The sequence below is a fragment of the Mycolicibacterium llatzerense genome (assembly GCF_025331195.1).
GTDB lineage: Bacteria > Actinomycetota > Actinomycetes > Mycobacteriales > Mycobacteriaceae > Mycobacterium > Mycobacterium llatzerense.
The window spans coordinates 191,901-211,373 of record NZ_LXOV01000014.1 but is presented as its reverse complement, the minus strand read 5'-3'; the positions used below and the strand labels follow the sequence as shown (position 1 = coordinate 211,373).

Here is a 19,473-nt window from a genome sequence, read left to right as displayed (position 1 = left end):
TGGATAACCCGGGCTTGGGTGCACCGGCCCGAGTTACCCCGGGTTACTCGGCCTCGACGGCCTTCTTGGACTTGCGCCGCTGCAACTCACGGACGTCGAACTTGATCCAGCCGATCGAGTCGACGGTCGCCAGATCCGCCAAGATCGACCGCAGCTCGGCGAGGAAGGCCGTGCGCCGCTCCTCCAGATCGGGCGCCGCTTCGAGCAGCTTCTGGTCGGCGACCACCTGGCGCGCCGTCGTGAACAGCAGCGCCGACACCGACTCGTTGCTGCGAATCCGGCCCTGCGCAACGTACTGCCGGCCGACGCCGAGTGCCCGTTTCGTCAGATCCTTCTCGCTGATCTCGGGCGGCGTACCCCGCAACACGTCGGCGACCAGTTCGTAGGCCTCCAGGAACGGCCGCAACATCGCGCCGGCGATGATCGGACGCTTGGCCCGCAGCATCGCGTAGATGGCCTCGCCGCCCTCGGCCAACTGCTGCTCGCAGTTGGCCTGCCACGACATCTCTTCCACGATGTGCTCGCGGAACCTGGCCGAGTCCGCGAAATAGAACTCGAACTTGAGCAGGTCGCGCAGCCGCATCACCTGCGACCAAAACGCCTCCACCGGATCGGATTCCGCCTTGGCCGCGTGCGCCATGGCCAATTCGACGATGGCGGTTTCCAGGAACGCGTCGATGGTCGTGTTGCGGTAGAACGCGGCCTCGTGCTCGTCCTGCGACGCGATGTACCAGACCGGCTGGCGGCCGGTGTTCACCGCGGTGACCGGATGCCCGCCCGACATCGCGTCGAGCGCCGCCTGGACCCCTTCGGCCGTACGCAGCCGCAGCACCGAATTGGTCATCGGAATCTGTTTGCGCTCAAGGTAATCCAGCGCATCCTGCAGGGTGTGGTGCAGCTGGTCGAGTGTCAGCGCCAGGCCGCGAGTGGTCAGCAGCAGCGCCGACACCAGAGCTGTGGCGTTGACCGGCGTGGCCCGCAGGATGCGCCAGGCGACCTCGAAGGCCATCTTCTGCAGGGCGAGGCGCTTGACCGCGGGGTCGGTGGACACCGCACCGTCCGGCGGACCCAGCTGCTCGCGCATCGACACCGCTTCGGGGAAGCGCACGTAGATCTTGCCGAAGTTCCGGTCGCCCTGCGCCTTGATGTAGTGGTACAGCCAGCTCAGACCTTCGGGGGTCTTCTCGCCGCCACGGGCGTAGGCCGCGTACTCGGCGGTCTCGTGGAGCTGGTCGAAACTGATCGAGACGGGCTGCAGCAGGATGTCTTCACTGCGGCCGTCGAGGTAGGCGTCGGCGACGTACGCCAGCAGACCGAGCTTGGGCGGCAACATCTTTCCGGTCCGCGAGCGCGTGCCCTCGATGGACCAGTTGAGGTTGAAGCGCTTCTCCACGATGTACCCGACGTACTCCTTGAGCACGTACTTGTACAACGGGTCGCCGGCGATGTTGCGCCGGATGAAGATGACGCCGGAGTGCCGGAAGATCGGCCCCATCAGACCGAACGCCAGGTTGATCCCAGCGAAGGTGTGCACCGGCGGCAGGCGGTTCTCCTGCATCGCCACCGGCACGATCACGCCGTCGAGGTACGACCGGTGCGAGAACAGCAGGACGGCCGGGTGCAGTTCCAGCGAGTGCCGCATGGCCTCGACCTGCTCGCGGTCGTAGTCCACGTTGGGGTCGAAACCCCGGCTGAAAATGGCGCGACCGACCTTGGGGATGAAGTCGACCGAGAACCGGCTCCAGCCCGTCGACAGTTCGTCGAGCATCTCGCCGGCCTTCTCGACCGTCGCGCCGGGGATCTTCTCCAGCCCGTCCCGGAACCGGGCCGATGCCAGCACCTCGGGCTTGACCAGCCGGGGTGACTTGTACTCGGGACCGAGCAGCCGCAGCTCCACGCGCTCGATGGCGAGCTGCGCCCGGCGCAGCACGAACCGGGCGAATTCCCTTGGGTTTTCGGCCGTCGTGGTGTCTTTCCACTGCTGCCGCAGCTGCCCGACAGTGGCGGGCTCACCGGCCACCACCCGGGCCCGCAGCGGGTCCTTGCGCAGGATGCGGCGCTGCAGCAGCTCCGGCGGCCGGTACCGGTCGCGGCCCGAGATCAGCGAGACGATCTTGGAACGCGTCGGCAGACCGGCGGGCACCCAGAACACCCGGACGGGCACCACGGAACGGCTGTCGTCGGCGCTGAGTAGTTCGACCAGGCGGGCCAACGTGCCGGGCGAGGGCTCCCCCTCCGTCGGCAGCCGGAGCACCTCGAGTCGGGTGTCCGGGTGCTGCTTGCGCTGGTGGGCCAGCCAGTCGTTCAGCAGGTCCCACTCGGCTGCCGAACCGACCGCGGTCAGCACCAGAGCGTCGTCGGTCGGATCGAAGCTGGCGAGGTCGTCAGCGGTGTGCTTCACCGTCGGCCCTTAGCGCCGCGCGGAGCCTCGCCGCTGTCGTCGGGTGAATCGTCTGTGTCGGCAGGTTCCGGCGCGGCCCGGTGGTAGAGCGCGTTGTCGGGCACCTTGTCGTGCGGCCATTTTCGGAGGGTGTCGAGGTAGAGCTGACGCACCTCGTCGATGCGGTCGGACAGGTTGTCGAGGGTCCAGTCTTCGACCGAGATGGGCGGGAAGACGACGACGTCGACCTTGCCCGCATGGAAGGTCGACGAATCGCGGGCGGCGATCACCTCCGCGTTGCGGATCACGATCGGCACGACGGGGATGCCGGCGGCCATGGCCATCCGGAACGGCCCCTTCTTGAACTCACCGACCTCGGTGGTGTCCAGGCGGGTGCCCTCGGGGGCGATCAGGATCGAAAGGCCTTTACGCGCAAGGTCTTCCATCTTGTGCAGGCTCTCGATGGCCGAGGCGGGGTCGTCGCGGTCGATGAACGCGGCGTCCATCACCTTGCCGATGGTGCCCATGATCGGGTTGCTTTCGAGTTCCTTCTTGCCCACCGAGGTGAAGTTGTCGCTGACCAGTGCGCCGGCAATCATCGGGTCGGCCTGGTTGCGGTGGTTGAAGATGAACACCGCCGGCCGCTGGGCCCGCAGGTTCTCGGCGCCGATCACGTTCAGGTCGATGCCGAGGGTCGTCATCAGCGCCTTGCTCCACGCCGAGGTGAAGAAGTTGACGCCCGTGCGCCGATTGCCGGTCAGCAGACCGAGACCGAGCGCACCGGCCGCGACCGGCGCCAGCGACGCGATGCCGGCAAAGGTCCGCAGTTGCGCGATGGGGCTGCTGCCACTGCGGCTGGAGAACTTCAGCACCGGCCAACCACGTTTGGCGGCAACAGATTCCAGCTTCGCCGCCGGATTGGTGGGCCGCGGGTTGCCGACCAGGTACATCAGGGCGACGTCTTCGTCACCGTCGGCGTAGAAGTAGCTCTTCGCCAGGTCGACACCATTGTTGGCGGAGAAAGCCTGTGCGGCGTTGGCCTTTCCGGGTCCCCACAGCACCGGCCTGACCACCTCGCCGGTGATGAGCCCGTACTCGTCCGTCTCGAACTTGTTGCACAGCACGTTCTTGATGCCGAGGAAGTTCGCCACCGGTTCCACCTGGACCGTCAGCGCCGACGAGCTCAGCACGACGGTGTGCCCGCGCGCCATGTGGGCGCGGACGAGTTCACGCATCTCGGGATAAATCCGCTTCTTGATGTGCTGGATGAACAACCGCTCGCCCAGCTCGTCGAGGTCGCTGAGCGAATTGCCGTGCAGCATCCGCGCTCCCCGGCCGATCAGGTCCTCGAACTCGGCGCGCCCCAGCTGGTGGTTCACCGCGGCCTGCACCATGCCGATGAATTCACCGACGCCCATCTGGCCGCGGCGCAACCGGTCCTGCGTCATGATCACGCCGGTGAAACCGGCCACCAGGGTGCCGTCCATGTCGAAGAACGCACCGACCTCCGGCCCCTGCGGGCTGGCCAGGATCTCCGCCACCGAGCCCGGCAACCGGGCGTTGCGGAACTCTGCCGAGTACTCGTCGTCCGAACTCATTGTGCGGCACCCCCGTTCACTGCCGACTCGGCCTGATCGCCAGGCAACTCGAACGACGCCGGGATGGCCCGGCCGTCCCCACCCAGAGCCAGCACTTCGTTGAATCCGTCCAGCAGACAGCGGGCCCACAACTCGGGATCGTTGATCGACGCCCGGTCGTAGCGGGTGCTGATGGTGACCCAGCCGCTGCGCGAGATGAGCACCGCCATCATCGCGACGCCGGGCAGCGGCCCGATTCCGTAGTGCCGCACCACCTTTGCGCCGGCGATGAAGGTGTCGACCGGCGGCCCGGGCACATTGCTGGCCTGCACATCGGAGTTGACCACCGAGCCTGCCATGGACTCCAGCAGATTGTCCGGCACCAGGTTCAGCAGCGGCGCGACGACGCCCACCACCTCGATGGCGCGCTCCTCCCGCTTGCGGGTCATCTGGGCGCGCACCTTCTGGATGCGCTTGCGCGGGTCCACGACGCCGATGGGCGCGGCGATGTTGACGCCCGCAAATCTGTTGCCACCGGCCGGATCCGAGTCGGAACGCACATTCACCGGCACCGCCATCGGCAGCGACGCGACCGGGATGCCCTTGGCATCGTGATAGCGGCGCAGCGCGCCGCACAGGGCGGCGAGGTAGGCGTCGTTGATGGAACCCTCGGCCGCCTTGGACGCCTTGTGCAGGTCGCTGAACTTGATGTCGATCGCCTCACTGCGCGACGCCAGACCACGCCGGCGCAGCACCGGCGACTGCGGCGCCGCGGGCGTCATCACCCGGCGACTCGACCGGACGTAGTCGACCACCCCGCCGACCGCGTCGGCCGGGTCGCGCATCATGCGCCCGAGCAGACCGGCCGCACCACGCGTCGCATCGAGCACGTTGTTGGCGATGCCTTTGGGCAACGCGTTGATGCCTTGCCGCGTAAGGTCATTCGGCGACAGATCTTCGGGGATCGGCAGCGGCGCCGCAGGCCGCGGCGCGGGATCGCGCTCCAGGTCGTACAGGTTCGCGAACATCTCCATGCTGCCGATGCCGTCGGTGACGGCGTGGCTCATGTGCACGATGTTGGCGGCACCACCGCCCGGCAGCCCTTCGACCAACGTGGCCGTCCACAGCGGACGGGAGATGTCGAGCGGCGACTGCAGCGCCAGCTCGGCGAAATCGAAGACCTCGCGCAGCGTGCCCGCACCCGGCGCGCGTACCCGGCGTACGTGGTAGTCGAGGTTGAAATCAGGGTCGACCACCCAGCGTGCGGCGGCCGTCGGCAGGCTCGGCATCACGACTTTCTGCCGCAGCCGGATCGCCTTGCGGGAGGCCTGCTCGAACCCGGCCCGGTATCGCTCCCAATCCGGGGTGACATCCAGCAGTTCGACGCCCATGATGCCGGAACGGGTACGGGGATTGGCCTCCCCGCGATGCATCAACTGATCGACTGCACTCAACTCTTCGGGCAACCCGGCCGTGTCAAAGTCCGGCACGTCGCTCATGGCTGTCGCTCTCCTCCGTCGTTGCCCAGCGCTGGCCCCTAACGCTAGTCCGCTGCCGGGAACGGCGCGGCGCAATACCGCTGTTGCGGTGACCACCGCGAGGAGCCGCCGAGATAGACTTCCAGCGCATTGCCCCCGTAGCTCAGTTGGATAGAGCAAGAGCCTTCTAATCTCTAGGTCGCAGGTTCGATTCCTGCCGGGGGCGCTTTGTGTCTGATCTTGTATCAGGCTGCCCGGCATCGTCCGACTCCGCCTCGATGACCGTCTGCGACGGCGCCGTCCGCTCCCACAGCACCGCGCCGACGCACGCCGTGATCACCCAGCCGGCTCCACTGATCCCGCACCACGTGAGCAGCGCCATCGCCACGCCGATGGGCCCGAAGTCGTCCCACCCGCGCAGCAGCGGCGGGAAGATCATCCGGGCCGCGAGCGGCAGGACGGTGCCCTCGATGACGACGCCCGCCAACCCCGCGAGCAGCAGAGCGCGCCAGGCCCGCCCGCCGCCGCGCACCAGCAGCGCGGGGGTGATCGTCCAGAAGATCCAGACCGGGATCAGCGACACCGCGAAGAGCAGAATCTGTGTCCATCCGTGGTGCACGCCGCCGAAGGCGATGCGTTCCCGCACCCCGATCATGGTCAGGTACAGCACGAACCACGTCACTCCGCGCCACAGCTTGCCGCCCCAGCCGAAGGGCTCGCGACGCCACGCCTTGGCAAAGATTCCGGCGATGGTCATCGACATCGGGATGCCCCAGACCAGGAAGCTCGCGACGCCGAAGAACGTCCAGTTGGACCGTAGACCCGACGCGCGGCCGAAGGCGGCCCGTACGTGTTCGGTCAGCGGCGACACCAGGCCGAGCTGCCGGCTCACCACGACGCCGGGACTGGCGCTGTCGGCGAACCCGGTGAGATAGCTGAAGCCGATGATCGCCAGCGGGATCACCGTGGTGAACAGCTGCACCGACACCACCGTGCCCAGGGTGCCGCCGTCGATCTCGTTGAAGCGGTTGACGACGGCGACGATGGGCCGCAGCTGGCGCATCTCGGCCAGCTGTCGGTACCGGTCTTCGACGCGTTGCCGCATTGCCGGCGATTCGGCGTCGTCGCTCATGCTCCCCCTTCTACGGACCCGGGCATTGTGCCCGGTCGAGGGTGCTCTGCGCGCCGAAACGGCGTGAGGTTCGGGTCAGACGGACTTGGTGATGCCGTAGTAGGCGACGATGTCGTCGGTGTCGGTGGTCGAGCTGGTCAGCACCGCATAGGACCGCAGGAAGGACTGGCCGACGCAGCCGTCGACCTTGACGTGCGTGTCCTTGAGGGTGATGCGCACGGGCGCGGCCTTGAAGGACTTCTTGTCGACGGGTACCTGGGTGACCGTGCCGGGCTTCGGGTGGATTTCCACGGTGCCCGACATGGGGACACTCACGCCCGTGGGCAGCAACCCGGCCAGCGTCGACCCCGAGGTAGCGATACCGATGGAGCCGACCAGACGCACCTGGCCCAGCTCGATACCGCAGCCGATCTGGTAGCCCGCTTCCAGCGTGCCGCCGGCGAGGGTGGTCTTGCCCTTGCCGGTCACGGTTCCGGTGAACGTGCCGCCCACCAGATATTCGCGCGAGCTGACCGCCGTCGTGAGAGGTGCGACGGGAAGCTCGGTCTCGTTCTTGGCCACCACCGTGAGCGTCCAGCCGTCGGGCGTCGTGACCGTCGCCGGTTCGTCCGAGGCCACGATGCCGGTGTCCGGCGGCGGGCCCTCGTCACCGGCAGGCGCGGGGTCGGCGAACGCAGTGGTCGCTGCCCCCAACGGGAGCAACATGCTCACAGCAGCAACCACGGCAAAACGCTTCAACATGAACTCCGAACGCCTCTCAACACGAACAGCAAAGCAATCACACAGTTGTTTCGCAGAAATGATCTCGGGTAAAGGTTTTGACTCACGTGAGTCGAAACACAGGCCATAGGCTGGGGTGGTGTCCGATCTCGTACTGACGCAGGTCATCGACCGCGTCGCGCTCATCACCGTGAACGATCCCGACCGCCGCAACGCGGTGACCGCGGAAATGTCTGCCGGCCTGCGGGCCGCGATCAACGCCGCCGAGGCCGATCATGGCGTGCACGCCGTGGTCGTGACGGGCGCCGGCAAGGCCTTCTGCGCCGGCGCTGACCTGACCGCGCTCGGTGCCGCCACGGTGAACGGTCTGCGGGTGATCTACGACGGCTTCCTCGCGGTGGCCGACTGCACGCTGCCGACGATCGCCGCGGTGAACGGGCCGGCCGTCGGGGCGGGGCTGAACCTGGCGCTCGCCGCCGACGTCCGGATCGCCGGACCCGGCGCGGTCTTCGACCCACGGTTCCAGAAGCTCGGGATTCACCCGGGCGGCGGCGCGACCTGGATGCTGCAGCGCGCCATCGGTCCGCAGGCGGCACGGGCGGCGCTGCTGTTCGGCATGAGGTTCGACGCTGACGCCGCCGTGCGGCACGGCCTGGCGCTGGAGGTCGCCGACGACCCCGTCGCCGCGGCTCTGGCGCTGGCCGCCGGTCCGGCATCGGCACCCCGCGAGGTGGTGCTGGCCACCAAGGCGTCGATGCGCGCGACGGACCATCCCGGCGTCCTGGACAACGAGCAGCACGCCAAGGCGGTCGACATCGAGATCGCCCCGCAGGCGGCATCGATCGAATCACCGGAGTTCGCTGCGCGATTGGCCGCTGCCAAGCAGCTCTGACTATCCGTCGAGCAGCGCCAGTTCGGGCGTCTCGATGAGGGCCCGCAACTCACCGAGGAACGCGGCTGCCCCGGCTCCGTCGGCGATCCGGTGGTCGAAGGCACAGGTGAGCGTCATGGTCGGCCGCGCCACCACCTCGCCGTCGCGCACCACGGCACGGGGCTTGAGCGTCCCCATCCCGAGGATCGCCGCCTCCGGATAGTTGATGACGGGTACCCCGTCATCAAGACCGAGCGCCCCGAAGTTCGACACGGTGAACGTCGAGCCGTGCAACTGGGCGGGTTTCAGCGTGCCCTCGCGGGCGGCGCGGATCAGCCCGTCCACCGCCCAGGCCAGTTCCCGGGTGGACAGGCGCTCGGCGTCCCGTACCACCGGCACCAGCAATCCACGCGAGGTCGCGACGCCGATGCCCAGGTGCACCGATTCGTGAAGATGCACGCCCGCACCATGTTCGGCCGGCACCCAGGTGGCGTTGAACTCGCGGTGGTGCCGCAGTGCGATGGCGAGCAGTCGCAGCGTCAACACGAACGGTGTGACGGTGCCGTCGGCGACGGCCAAGGTGTCGCGCACCCGGAGCAATTCGAAACAGTCCACCTGCACCGAGGCATGCGCATCCGGTATCTCCTTGCGTGACACCGACATCCGGCGTGCCATCTCGGCGTGTACGCCGGTCACGGGAACCCGGTCGGCGTCGACGGTCTGGTGCGCCGAGGCCAGCACGTCCTGACGCGTGACGATGCCGTCCGGTCCGGACGGCGCCACCCCGGTCAGGTCCACGTCCAGTTCGGCCGCCAGCTTGCGCACCCGCGGTTTGGCCCGGGGACGGCGACGGGTGGTATCGAGTTCAGCGTCCGCGCCGTAGCCGACCAGCACGGGTTTGCGTTCGGGCGCTTTGGCTTTCGGCTCGGCTGTGGGCTCAGCCTGCGGCGCGGGTGCAGGTTCCGCCACCACCGGTGCATCGGTGGCGATGCGGACCAGCACGGCGCCCACGGCGAGCGTCTGCCCTTCTGCCCCACCGAGTTCGGTCACCACACCGGCGTACGGGCTGGGTATCTCCACGGCCGCCTTGTTGGTCTCCACGGTGCACAGGACCTGGTTGAGCTCGACGGTGTCCCCCACCGCCACAGCCCAAGAGGTGATGGTGGCGTCCTCCAAGCCTTCACCGAGGTCGGGTACCAGGAAGTCGCGTGTCGCCGTCATGGCTGGCTCATCGCCTGGTGCACGCAGTCCAGCAGCCGGTCCACGCCGGGCAGCCACAGTTTCTCCAGCCGGGCCGGCGGATAGGGAGTGTCAAAGCCGGTGGCGCGCAACACGGGTGCCTCCAGGTCGTAGAAGAGCTCCTCGGAGATCCGGGCAGCCAGTTCGGCACCGAAACCCAGGGTGCGCGGCCCTTCGTGCATGATCACCGCGCGCCCGGTTTTGCGGATCGAGGCCGCGATGGTGTCGAAGTCGAGCGGGTTCAGCGACCGCAGGTCGATGACTTCCAGGTCGTGGCCGTCAGCCAGATCGGCTGCGGCCAGCGCAGTGTCGACGAGTGAGCCGTAGGTGATGACGGTGACGTCCCGCCCGGTGCGCCGCACCGCGGCCCGCCCGATGGGTGGCGCCGGCACGCTGGTGTCCAACTCCCCCTTGGTCCAGTACCGGCGTTTGGGCTCCAGGAAGATCACCGGGTCACGAGACGAGATGGCCTCGCGCAACAGCCAATACGCGTCCGACGGCGTCGACGGAATCACGACCTTGAGCCCGGCGGTGTGCAGCCAGTACGATTCGGTGGATTCCGAATGATGTTCCACCGCACCGATACCGCCGAACGACGGGATGCGGATGGTCACCTGCATGTCGACATCGCCATGGGTGCGCATCCGGTACTTCGCGAGATGGCTGACGATCTGATCGAACGCCGGGGCGGCGAAACCGTCGAACTGGATTTCGGGTACCGGCACCATGCCGCGGATCGCCATGCCGATGGCGATCCCCACGATCGCCGACTCCGCCAGCGGGGTATCGAAACACCGTGCTTCCCCGAAGGTTTCGTGCAGGCCATCGGTGACCCGGAACACCCCGCCCAGCTGGGCGACGTCCTCGCCGAAGACGAGCACCCGGTCGTCTTCGGCCATCGCGTCGCGCAGGGCGCGGTTGATGGCCTGCACCATGGAAACCGTGGTCGCCGTGGGCGATTCGGTTGGCGGCCTCGGCTCGTCGGGCTCCGCGTCACCGGGCCACGACGGTCGCTCGATGATCTGCGTCATGTCAACCCTCCCAATCCAGTTCGGCCAACAGCGCGTCACGCTGCCGGGCCAGTTCGGGTGTGATGTCGGCGTAGACGTTGTCGAACATGTCCGCGACGTCGAAGTCCGGTGCGGACAGGACGGACTCACGCAGGGCAGCGCGCAGTCGGCGCGAGCGGTTCTCCACGTGCTCCTGCAGTCGTGGGGTCCACACCCCGACGGTTTTCAGGTAGGCCCGGTAGCGCGCGATGGGATCGCGTGCCTCCCAGTGCTTCAGCTCGTCAGGGTCGCGGTAGCGGGTCGGGTCATCGGAGGTGGTGTGCGGCCCCATCCGGTAGGTGACGGCCTCGATCAGCGTCGGACCGCCACCGGCGCGGGCGCGCTGCGCCGCCTCCGACACCACCGCGTAGCAGGCCAGCACGTCGTTGCCGTCGACCCGGATTCCGGGCATGCCGTAGCCGATGGCGCGGTGCGCGATCGACGGTCCCGCCTGCTGGTGACGCACCGGCACCGAGATGGCCCACTGGTTGTTCTGCACGAAGAACACACACGGCGCCGAGGTGACGGCCGCGATGTTGAGCGCCTCGTGCATATCGCCTTCGGAGGTGCCACCGTCGCCGACGAACGCCACGGTCACCGAGTCCTCCCCGAGCCGTTGCGCGGCCATCGCCGCGCCGACCGCGTGCAGGCCATGCGTGCCGATATCTATCGATATTGGCGCGCAGTGCTTTTCGGTGAATCCCAGGCCGCCATGCCAGCGGCCCCGCCACACGGCGCTGATCTGGGCCGCCGTGATGCCGCGGACCAGCAGGGCGCCGAGTTCTCGGTACTGCGGGAACAGCCAGTCGGTCTTGCGCAGGCAGGCCGCCGCACCGACCTGCGCGGCTTCCTGGCCGCGGCACGAGGCGAACAGCGCGAGCTCGCCCTGACGTTGCAGATTGACGAATTCGCCGTCCAGGTCGCGGGTGACGACCATCTCCTCGTAGAGCCAGCCCAGCGTTTCGGGCGGCAGGTCGCGGCGGTACCGCGCGTCGGAGGTGGGTGCGCCGTCGGGCGCGATGAGTTGCACGGGTTCAAGGTCCACCCGGTTGTCCAGGCCAGGGACCGACACTTCAGCCATACCGCCTCCTTTCGGTGACGGCATGTTCGGCCGTCAGTCCGCGAGAAGCTCAGCGCGGTGGCGACCAGGGCAACCCCCCGGGTGATGGGGGTCGCCGGCCGATGCCGGGGTGTGGCATCAGTCGGATGATCCGCTCTGCTCGCCGCAGTGCTGGGGCATCACCGCCATTATGCGCCCGAACCTGATCCGGCCGTGGTCATCGCAGGTAACGCAGTGAATACGTGTCGCGGCGGGGACGCGACCGGCGAATCCGGACAGCCGCTTGTCCGCCGAACGTATGAAACACCTGGATTGGTGGCCGTTTGCCAGATCGATTCGCGCGCTCGGCCGGAGATCATCGTCCGAACGTGCTAAAACCAATATGCCAGCATCGTAAATGTGCGGGGAGGCGAGGGAATGACGGGGCGTTCACCGCGGGTAAACACCGACGTTCAACTGGTAGTTCGTCCAACAGTCGGGGGTACGGCCCGTACCTCCGCACGGCGCTCCAGCAAAGGAATCGCCGACGTCTCCGCGATGGCCTCCACGGGCGTGCCGATGCCATCTCGATTGTTCGCTGCATCTGCTCCTGGTGCGACGTATCGTGGCCGGGCCGCCGCATCCGGGTAACGGAAGACGGTCAGGCCAACCATGGGTGACACGGCGGACGCCGCCCGGCGTAACTTCCTGAGTCAGGCGATGCTGCTCAGCCTGGTGCTGCGCAATGGCGGCAGCTTGGTCGTGTACGCCGTCATGGTCACCACCGAGTATTCGGTCAGCGCGGTCGGCACTGCTTTCGCGATGGCGGCCGGCACCTGGGCCACCTATCGGCTGATCACGCATTCCACGACAGCACGCGTCTTCGCAGTCGACTACGCCGTCACCATCGTCGCCTGCCTGACCATCCCGATGCTGGCGTCCAACGTCCATGTCCACCTGTCCACCTTCAGCCTGGTGGCCATTGCCGGGACAGCGATCATCAGCTTCACCGTCTTCTCCCCATGGGTCAATGTCATGCTCACCCTGGGAGTGGCCGCTGCGTACGTTCTCGGCACCACAGCTTTCGGATGGGGCCACGTCGGCCGCAATATTGCCGTCTACTTCGCGGTGCTGTGGCTTGCCGCGACCTTGAACCGCGTTCTGATGTTGCGGGTCACCGATTCGGTCGACGCCGCACGCGCGGACCGGCATGCCGCCGAACTGCAACACGAGGTCGACGCGGCCGTCCGTGAGTACGACCGGGAACAACTGCGGCTGCTGCACGACACCGTCGCCTCCACGCTGCTGATCGTGGGCACCGGCAGTGCGGTGTCGCCGACGCGTATCGCAACGCAGGCGCGCCGCGATCTCGAAGTCTTCGACGATCGGTCGTGGGCACCGACTCCACCCGCCGATCTTGTTGCGGCACTGCGTGACAACATCGCACACATCACCACCCCGGTCGCCTTGGCGGGACCAACCCAGATGTGGCTGGATGGTGCCACCGCGACGATCGTCGCCGCTGCGGCACGGGAAGCCCTCACCAACGTGGACCGGCATGCCGCCGCAACTGGCGTCACCGTCACGATCCAGCCCGGCCTGGTGCGCATCGCCGACGACGGCTGCGGATTCGACGCCACGCAACCAACCCATGGATACGGACTGGCCAACTCGATCGCCGCCCGGATGCGGCGGCTCGGCGGCGAATCAGTGGTGACGACGGCACCGGGGCGCGGCACCACCGTTGAATTACGTTGGCCCACATCCACTCCCGTGGCGAATCCAGCCGATCCAGAGCGGATGATCGAACGCGCCCGCACCGGATACAGCCTGATGTTGACCGCTTATGCCATCGCCAACCTACTGGCGATCGCCCCCACCGCGATGCACTCGACCGCACACCCCAAGCTGCAGTTGGCATTGATCGCCGTAGCCGCGGTCATCACGCTCTCGACCGTGGTCCGTCGCCTCGGCGTGCCCGGTCTGCCAACCCGTGCGGGCATTGCCGCCTTGCTGGTTGTCTCGCTGGCGCAATCGGCGTCCCTGCCGGTTGCGCAACTCGACACCGACGTGCAATGGATGCAGGGCGCGATCGGCTGGTGCGCGCTCCCCCTGTTGCTCAACGAGAGGCTCCGCTACAGCATCAGCATCCTGGTCCTGTGTTGGACCATCCCGATCGGCTACGCCGTCGTGCACGACTTCTCGATGCACAACATCGTCGACATCGGGTACGGCACGGTGAGCGTTCTGCTGATCCAGCTGTGCGGCCTGTTCTTCGACAACCTCATCAGAGGCGCCGCCGCCGATGCGGCCACGGAAACCGCTGCGCGCAAACAACTCCTGACTGCCAACCGTATCGCCGATGCGGTTCAGGCCGAGTACCTCCGCCGTTACGCCGATCTGGCCGAGACGATCCGTCCGCTGTTGGTGAGCCTCGCCGACGGCGCTCCACTGGACGCCGCTGTCCAACAGCACGCGCAGAACGAATACCAGCGGCTGCGAACACTTTTCGACCAATCGTCGATATTTCAGCATGTTCTGTTGCGCGAGCTGCGTCCGCACATCGACGCCGCCCAGGATCGCGGCGTCGCGGTAGCCATCAACGTCGACGGCGCATTACCCACCGTCGACGAAGCCGCAGCACGGCGGATCGCGCACCTGCTCGACCTCGCCCTCGCCGCGACCAGCAACGCCGCTCGCATCACTGTGACCGGCGAATCGACTGGCGCGGAGATCAGCGTCGTGTGTCACGGCGCCAAAGTCGCCGAAATCCCGACCGAGATTGACGTCGGCGCCAACGATGGATTCGACGTCACCACCCTCGACGACACCGTATGGATCACCTTCCAGCTCCAGCTCGCAGAAAGACCAGTCAGCCATGACCTCGCCGGCCACCCCGCCTGAGCCCCTGGCCATCGCCGTCGTCGATGACCACGACGTCATCCACACCGGCATCGCCGCATGGTGTGCAAAGGCCGACCCGCCGATCCGCGTCGTATCCGACCATCCCGACGCCGAATCCTTCCTTGCCCTATATCCCAAGGCCGGTGCCGAGCTGGCCGCGGTCATCCTCGACCTCGAATTACGCAGCCGCCAGCCCGATTTCGACGCCGTCACCGCCATCGTCGACGCCGGTCATGCGGTGATCGTCTATTCGCACCTGGAGAACGCCGAGGTCATTCTGCGCTGCCTGTCCATCGGGGTGATCACGTATCTGGCCAAGAGCGAAGGCCAGAGCCAGCTGATCGAGGCCATCCGCGCGGCCAGCACCCACGAGCCGTACGTCGGGCCCCGGATGGCCGCAGCCATCTGCTCGGACACTGATTCCGGCCGCCCCGGGCTCACCCATCGCGAACGCGAAGTGCTCAAGGCCTGGTTTCAGACCGAGAGCAAGGACATCGTCGCCAAGCGCCTGCACCTGGCCCCGACCACCGTCCGGACCCACCTGCAACGCGTCCGGGCCAAGTACGCCGCCGCGGGGCGGCCGGCAGCCACCAAAGCCCAACTCGTCGCCCGCGCGGTGCAAGACGGCATCCTCAGCGTCGAGGAGCTCTAGTCAGGGAGCCAGGGCGACGATCCGCTCGGCGCGGCGGAGCACCGGCATGTCGACCATCAGACCGTCGTACTGGAACACCCCGCGCTCGCGGGTCGCGGCGTCGAGTACCGCGCGCGCCCAGGCGATTTCCTTCTCGGTCGGGGCGTAGCCGGAGCGGATCACCGCGACCTGCGTCGGGTGGATGGCGACCTTGGCGTCGAATCCGACGGCCACGGCATCGTCGACCTCAGCTCGCAGGCCGTCCAGGTTCTTGATGTTCAGATAGACCGAGTCCAGCGCGATCTTGCCGAAAGCCTTGGCTGCCAACAGCGATTGCGACCGGACGTGCTTTGCGACATCGCGATAGCTGTCGTCGGGCCACCGGTTGGCGGTGCCGCCCAGTGCCGCGAACAGGTCTTCGGCACCCCACATGACGGCGTAGGTGTTGTCGACCCGGGCGGTCTCGGTGACGGCGAGCGCGCCGAGCGGGGTCTCCACCAGCACCACCACATCCAGCGGCGCCAGCGCCCGGACCTGTTCGGCTGATTCGGTTTTGGCCAGCATCACCGTGGTGTACGGGGTGCGGGCCAGCGCCTCCAGGTCCAGCGGATGATCGGCGGTGTCCGACGGATTCAGCCGCACCACCGTGCGGGCCGGGTCCAGCGGGGTATCGATCAGCGCCTGACGAGCGGCCGGCCGGTCTTTCGCGGCGCAGCCGTCCTCCAGATCGAGGATCACCACATCAGCTGCCGCCGCTGCCTTTTCGAATCGCTCGGGCCGGTCGGCCGGGCAGAACAGCCAGCCGGGACCGGGTGCCTGCAGCGCCATCAGACCGCGTCCGCCGGGCGCTTGCGGACCATCGTCTTGCGCGACGCCGTGGCGACGACGTCGCCGTGCTGATTGCGGCCGGTGTGGGCGAACGTCACGATGCCCTCCCCTGGCCGGCTCTTGGACTCGCGCTTGTCGATCACCTCGGACTCCGCGTAGAGCGTGTCACCGTGGAAAAGCGGCCTGGGGAAGGCGATGTCGGAGAAACCGAGGTTCCCGACGATCGTGCCCTGCGTCAGCTGCGCGACCGACAGACCCACCAACGTCGACAGCGTGAACATCGAATTCACCAGCCGCGCATGGAACGGCGGCAACGCGTCGGCGAACGCGGCGTCCAGATGCAGCGCCTGGGTGTTCATGGTGAGCGTGGTGAACAGCACGTTGTCGGCCTCGGTGATGGTGCGGCCGGGTCGATGTTTGTAGATGACGCCCGGCTCGAACTCCTCGAACCAGAGCCCGCGCTGCTCGACGATCCGCTTCTCGGTCACAGCCCGGCCTCACGCGCGATCAGCATCAGCTGCACTTCCGTTGTGCCTTCACCGATTTCGAGGATCTTCGAATCGCGGTAGTGCCGGGCCACCGGGTACTCGTTCATGAAGCCGTAGCCGCCGAACACCTGGGTGGCGTCACGGGCGTTGTCCATCGCGGCCTCGCTGGCGATCATCTTGGCGATGCAGGCCGCCTTCTTGAACGGCTTGTCTGCCAGCATGAGTGCCGCGGCGTCGTAGTACGCGGTGCGGGCGACGTGTGCGCGGGCTTCCATCCGGGCGATCTTGAAGGCGATGGCCTGGTAGCCACCGATCTTGCGGCCGAACGCTTCCCGCTCCTTCGAGTACTTCACGCACTCGTCGACGCAGCCCTGCGCGACACCGACCGACAGCGCGGCGATGGCGATGCGGCCCTCGTCGAGGATCCGGAGGAAGTTGGCGTAGCCGCGGCCGCGGTCGCCGAGCAGGTTCTCGGCCGGCACCCGCACATCGTCGAAGCTCAGCGGGTGGGTGTCCGAGGCGTTCCAGCCGACCTTGTCGTAGGCGGGTTCGGCCGTGAAGCCCGGGGTCGGCACCGGCACCAGGATCGCCGAAATCTCCTTGTGCCCGCCGGGCAATTCGCCGGTGACCGCGGTGACCGTGACGAGCTTGGTGATGTCGGTGCCGGAGTTGGTGATGAACTGCTTGGAGCCGTTGATCACCCAGCTGTCGCCGTCCAGCTTGGCGGTGGTCTTGGTGGCGCCGGCATCGCTACCGCCGCCGGCCTCGGTCAAGCCGAAGGCGCCCAACGCCTTTCCACTGGCCAGCTGGGGCAGCCATTCCTGCTTCTGCGCCTCGGTGCCGAAGCGGTACACCGGCATGGCGCCCAGCCCGACGCCCGCCTCCAGCGTGATGGCGACACTCTGGTCGACCTTGCCCAGTTCTTCCAGGGCCAGGCACAGGGCGAAGTAGTCGCCGCCCATGCCGCCGTACTCCTCGGGGAACGGCAGGCCGAACAGGCCCATGTCGGCCATACCGTCGATCACCTTGTACGGGAAGGTGTGGTCCTTGTCGTGCTGAGCCGATACCGGCGCAACGACGGTCTGCGCGAATTCCCGAACCGTCTTGGCCAGTTCGGCATAGTGGTCCGGCAGGGTGCCGGTGGACAGAAAGTCGCTCACTTGGTCTCCTCGGTTGCAGCGATAATCCGGGCCAGCGGCTGGCCCACTTTGACCTGATCGCCCACGGCGACAAGCAATTCCACGGTGCCGCCGACCGGCGACGACAACGCGTGTTCCATCTTCATGGCCTCGACGGTGACCACGACGTCACCAGTGCCGACCGTCGCACCGTCCTCGACACCAACGGCGACAACAGATCCGGGCATCGGGCTGACGATCTCGGCGTCGCCGCTGTGTTCGTCATCGGCACGGACCGGGGCTTCGCGCACATCCTCGATCACGATCGTGCGGCCGGCACCGGCCAGCCACAGCCGGTGATCCTCGACGGCGGTCAGGTATTCGGTGCGCAGACCGTCGACCGTGACGATCAACCGGTCACCGTCCAACGACGCTGCCACACTACGCAGTTCGCCATCTTCGATGCGTGCCGTGGCGGCCGCGGGCGTGCCGGTGAGGTGGACGTGGTCGGTGCGCTCGCCGGCCCGCAGCCGGATCGTCGTCGCAGCGTGCTCCCCGACCCGCCAGCCGGACGGGGTGGCCCACAGCTCACCCGCGTCCGCCCAGCTGTGCAGCCAGCGGTACGCGGCAGCGGCGATGAACTCGTCGTCTCCGGCCTGGGCGGCGACGTAGTCGCCGGTACGGCGGTCCAGCAGACCGGTGTCGAGGCGTCCGGCGATGACGTCCTCGTCGGCCAGCAGGAAGCGCAGGAAGTCGATGTTGGTACCGACACCCAGCACGGCGGTATCGGCCAGCGCTCGATCCAGGCCACGACGCGCCGACTCCCGATCCGGGCCGTACGCGATGATCTTCGACAACATCGGGTCGTAGTCGCTACCGATCACCGAGCCGGCCCGGATGCCGGAATCCACTCGGGCATCGGCAGGTTCGGCCAGCGCCAGCACGGTGCCGCCCGTCGGCAGGAAATCGCGCGCCGGGTCTTCGGCGTACACGCGGGCTTCGATGGCGTGCCCGGTCATGGTGATGTCGTCCTGAGCCACCGGTAGGGCGTCACCAGCTGCCACCCGCACCTGCAGCTCGACCAGGTCGATGCCCGTGACCAGCTCGGTGACGGGGTGCTCCACCTGCAGGCGGGTGTTCATCTCCATGAAGAAGAACTCGTCGGGCCGGTCCGCCGAGACGATGAACTCGACGGTGCCCGCGCCGCGGTAGTCGACGCTGCGGGCGGTGTCGCAGGCGGCCGCACCGATCCGCGCGCGGGTCGCCTCGTCCAACACCGGCGACGGGGCCTCTTCGATGACCTTCTGGTGCCGGCGCTGCAGGCTGCACTCGCGCTCGCCCAGATGCACGACGTTGCCGTGGCTGTCCGCAACGACCTGGACCTCGATGTGCCTGGGGTTCAACACGAATCGCTCCAGGAACAAGGTGTCGTCGCCGAATGCCGACGCGGCCTCACGGCGGGCCGAGGCCAGCGCGGCCGGCAGCTCCGCGGCGGCATGCACCACCCGCATGCCCTTGCCGCCGCCACCGGCGGACGGCTTCACCAGGACCGGGAACCCCACCTCGGGGGCGCCGGCGATGAGGTCCTCGTCGGTCAGGCCGGGACGCGAGATACCGGGAACCACGGGCACACCGAAGGCCGACACCGCCGCCTTGGCGGTGATCTTGTCGCCCATGGTGCCGATGGCCTTGGCCGGCGGCCCGATGAAGACGATGCCCGCGTCGTGCAACGCGGCGGCGAATTCGGCGTTCTCCGAAAGGAATCCGTAGCCCGGGTGCACGGCCTGGGCACCGGTGCGCCGGGCCGCGGTCACGATGGCCTCGATGCTCAGGTAGCTCTGCCGGGCCGGGGCCGGGCCGATGTTCACGGCGACGTCGGCCTCGAGCACGTGCCGGGCGCCGGCGTCGGCGTCGCTGAACACCGCGACCGAACGAATACCCATGGCCCGCAACGTCCGAATGACGCGGACCGCGATCTCGCCACGATTGGCAACCAAGACGGTGTCGAAGGTCTTCATC

At 67.7% G+C, this 19,473-nt stretch carries 16 protein-coding genes and 1 tRNA gene; 6 read left to right on the top strand and 11 right to left on the bottom strand.

Annotated features, from left to right (window positions below; all coding sequences use genetic code 11):
• Nucleotides 1–43: 43 nt before the first annotated feature.
• The 3 genes from A7G45_RS22065 to A7G45_RS22055 are packed head-to-tail and all read right to left on the bottom strand — an operon-like array spanning nt 44 to nt 5,456.
• Nucleotides 44–2,401, bottom strand: a complete 2,358-nt coding sequence (locus tag A7G45_RS22065) for a glycerol-3-phosphate 1-O-acyltransferase (RefSeq protein WP_260940293.1) — start codon at nt 2,399–2,401, stop codon at nt 44–46.
• A complete protein-coding gene (locus A7G45_RS22060) occupies nt 2,398–3,978 on the bottom strand; it encodes an HAD-IB family hydrolase (RefSeq protein ID WP_043394367.1) in 1,581 nt (526 codons plus the stop codon). The genes A7G45_RS22065 and A7G45_RS22060 overlap by 4 nt, the downstream gene beginning before the upstream one ends.
• Nucleotides 3,975–5,456, bottom strand: a complete 1,482-nt coding sequence (locus A7G45_RS22055) for a wax ester/triacylglycerol synthase family O-acyltransferase (RefSeq protein WP_260940292.1) — start codon at nt 5,454–5,456, stop codon at nt 3,975–3,977. Before A7G45_RS22055 ends, A7G45_RS22060 begins: the two co-directional genes overlap by 4 nt.
• Before the next feature lie 131 nt (nt 5,457–5,587).
• Between A7G45_RS22055 and A7G45_RS22050 the strand changes: the two genes are divergently transcribed.
• The 3 genes from A7G45_RS22050 to A7G45_RS22040 all read left to right on the top strand — a co-directional run bounded on the left by A7G45_RS22050 (nt 5,588) and on the right by A7G45_RS22040 (nt 6,634).
• Nucleotides 5,588–5,661: transfer RNA gene (locus tag A7G45_RS22050), tRNA-Arg, on the top strand.
• 4 nt (nt 5,662–5,665) lie between these two features.
• The gene (locus A7G45_RS22045) at nt 5,666–6,370 is read left to right on the top strand and encodes a hypothetical protein (RefSeq protein WP_260940291.1); all 705 of its coding nucleotides are present in this window, start codon (nt 5,666–5,668) and stop codon (nt 6,368–6,370) included.
• A gap of 9 nt (nt 6,371–6,379) precedes the next feature.
• Nucleotides 6,380–6,634, top strand: a complete 255-nt coding sequence (locus A7G45_RS22040) for a hypothetical protein (RefSeq protein WP_260940290.1) — start codon at nt 6,380–6,382, stop codon at nt 6,632–6,634.
• A gap of 8 nt (nt 6,635–6,642) precedes the next feature.
• Here A7G45_RS22040 and A7G45_RS22035 read toward each other — a convergent pair whose 3' ends face one another.
• Nucleotides 6,643–7,308: an MspA family porin gene (locus A7G45_RS22035; protein ID WP_043394375.1), complete on the bottom strand. Its 666-nt coding sequence runs from the start codon at nt 7,306–7,308 to the stop codon at nt 6,643–6,645.
• Nucleotides 7,309–7,426: 118 nt separating this feature from the next.
• On the opposite strand from A7G45_RS22035, the gene A7G45_RS22030 reads away from it, so the two are divergent.
• Nucleotides 7,427–8,179, top strand: coding sequence for an enoyl-CoA hydratase (locus A7G45_RS22030; protein WP_260940289.1), 753 nt, complete (start codon nt 7,427–7,429; stop codon nt 8,177–8,179).
• On the opposite strand, the gene A7G45_RS22025 is transcribed toward A7G45_RS22030, so the two are convergent.
• From A7G45_RS22025 to pdhA, 3 genes are read right to left on the bottom strand one after another with little or no spacing between them, the layout of a single operon-like run.
• Entirely contained in the window at nt 8,180–9,379 is a 1,200-nt protein-coding gene (locus A7G45_RS22025) for a dihydrolipoamide acetyltransferase family protein (RefSeq protein ID WP_260940288.1), read from the bottom strand.
• Nucleotides 9,376–10,428, bottom strand: coding sequence for an alpha-ketoacid dehydrogenase subunit beta (locus tag A7G45_RS22020; protein WP_276555491.1), 1,053 nt, complete (start codon nt 10,426–10,428; stop codon nt 9,376–9,378). The genes A7G45_RS22025 and A7G45_RS22020 overlap by 4 nt, the downstream gene beginning before the upstream one ends.
• A gap of 1 nt (nt 10,429) precedes the next feature.
• A complete protein-coding gene (pdhA, locus tag A7G45_RS22015) occupies nt 10,430–11,527 on the bottom strand; it encodes a pyruvate dehydrogenase (acetyl-transferring) E1 component subunit alpha (protein WP_260940287.1) in 1,098 nt (365 codons plus the stop codon).
• 630 nt (nt 11,528–12,157) lie between these two features.
• Between pdhA and A7G45_RS22010 the strand changes: the two genes are divergently transcribed.
• Together A7G45_RS22010 and A7G45_RS22005 are read left to right on the top strand one after the other, a co-directional pair.
• The gene (locus A7G45_RS22010; RefSeq protein ID WP_260940286.1) at nt 12,158–14,389 is read left to right on the top strand and encodes a sensor histidine kinase; all 2,232 of its coding nucleotides are present in this window, start codon (nt 12,158–12,160) and stop codon (nt 14,387–14,389) included.
• A complete protein-coding gene (locus A7G45_RS22005) occupies nt 14,364–15,041 on the top strand; it encodes a response regulator transcription factor (RefSeq protein WP_260940285.1) in 678 nt (225 codons plus the stop codon). Before A7G45_RS22010 ends, A7G45_RS22005 begins: the two co-directional genes overlap by 26 nt.
• Here the strand turns inward: A7G45_RS22005 and A7G45_RS22000 are convergent, their stop codons facing one another.
• Genes A7G45_RS22000 through A7G45_RS21985 form a run of 4 tightly spaced genes read right to left on the bottom strand, consistent with a single transcriptional unit; the run spans nt 15,042 to nt 19,472 of the window.
• Nucleotides 15,042–15,848 carry an HpcH/HpaI aldolase/citrate lyase family protein gene (locus A7G45_RS22000; protein WP_260940284.1) on the bottom strand — a complete coding sequence of 269 codons (807 nt, stop codon included), beginning with the start codon at nt 15,846–15,848 and terminating at the stop codon, nt 15,042–15,044.
• Nucleotides 15,848–16,336, bottom strand: coding sequence for a MaoC family dehydratase (locus tag A7G45_RS21995; RefSeq protein WP_071288023.1), 489 nt, complete (start codon nt 16,334–16,336; stop codon nt 15,848–15,850). Before A7G45_RS21995 ends, A7G45_RS22000 begins: the two co-directional genes overlap by 1 nt.
• Nucleotides 16,333–17,496 (bottom strand): acyl-CoA dehydrogenase family protein, encoded by a 1,164-nt coding sequence (locus A7G45_RS21990; RefSeq protein ID WP_043394387.1) that lies wholly within the window; start codon nt 17,494–17,496, stop codon nt 16,333–16,335. Before A7G45_RS21990 ends, A7G45_RS21995 begins: the two co-directional genes overlap by 4 nt.
• On the bottom strand, nt 17,493–19,472 hold the full coding sequence (locus A7G45_RS21985; protein ID WP_260940283.1) for an acetyl/propionyl/methylcrotonyl-CoA carboxylase subunit alpha: 1,980 nt from the start codon (nt 19,470–19,472) through the stop codon (nt 17,493–17,495). The genes A7G45_RS21990 and A7G45_RS21985 overlap by 4 nt, the downstream gene beginning before the upstream one ends.
• Nucleotide 19,473: the final 1 nt, after the last annotated feature.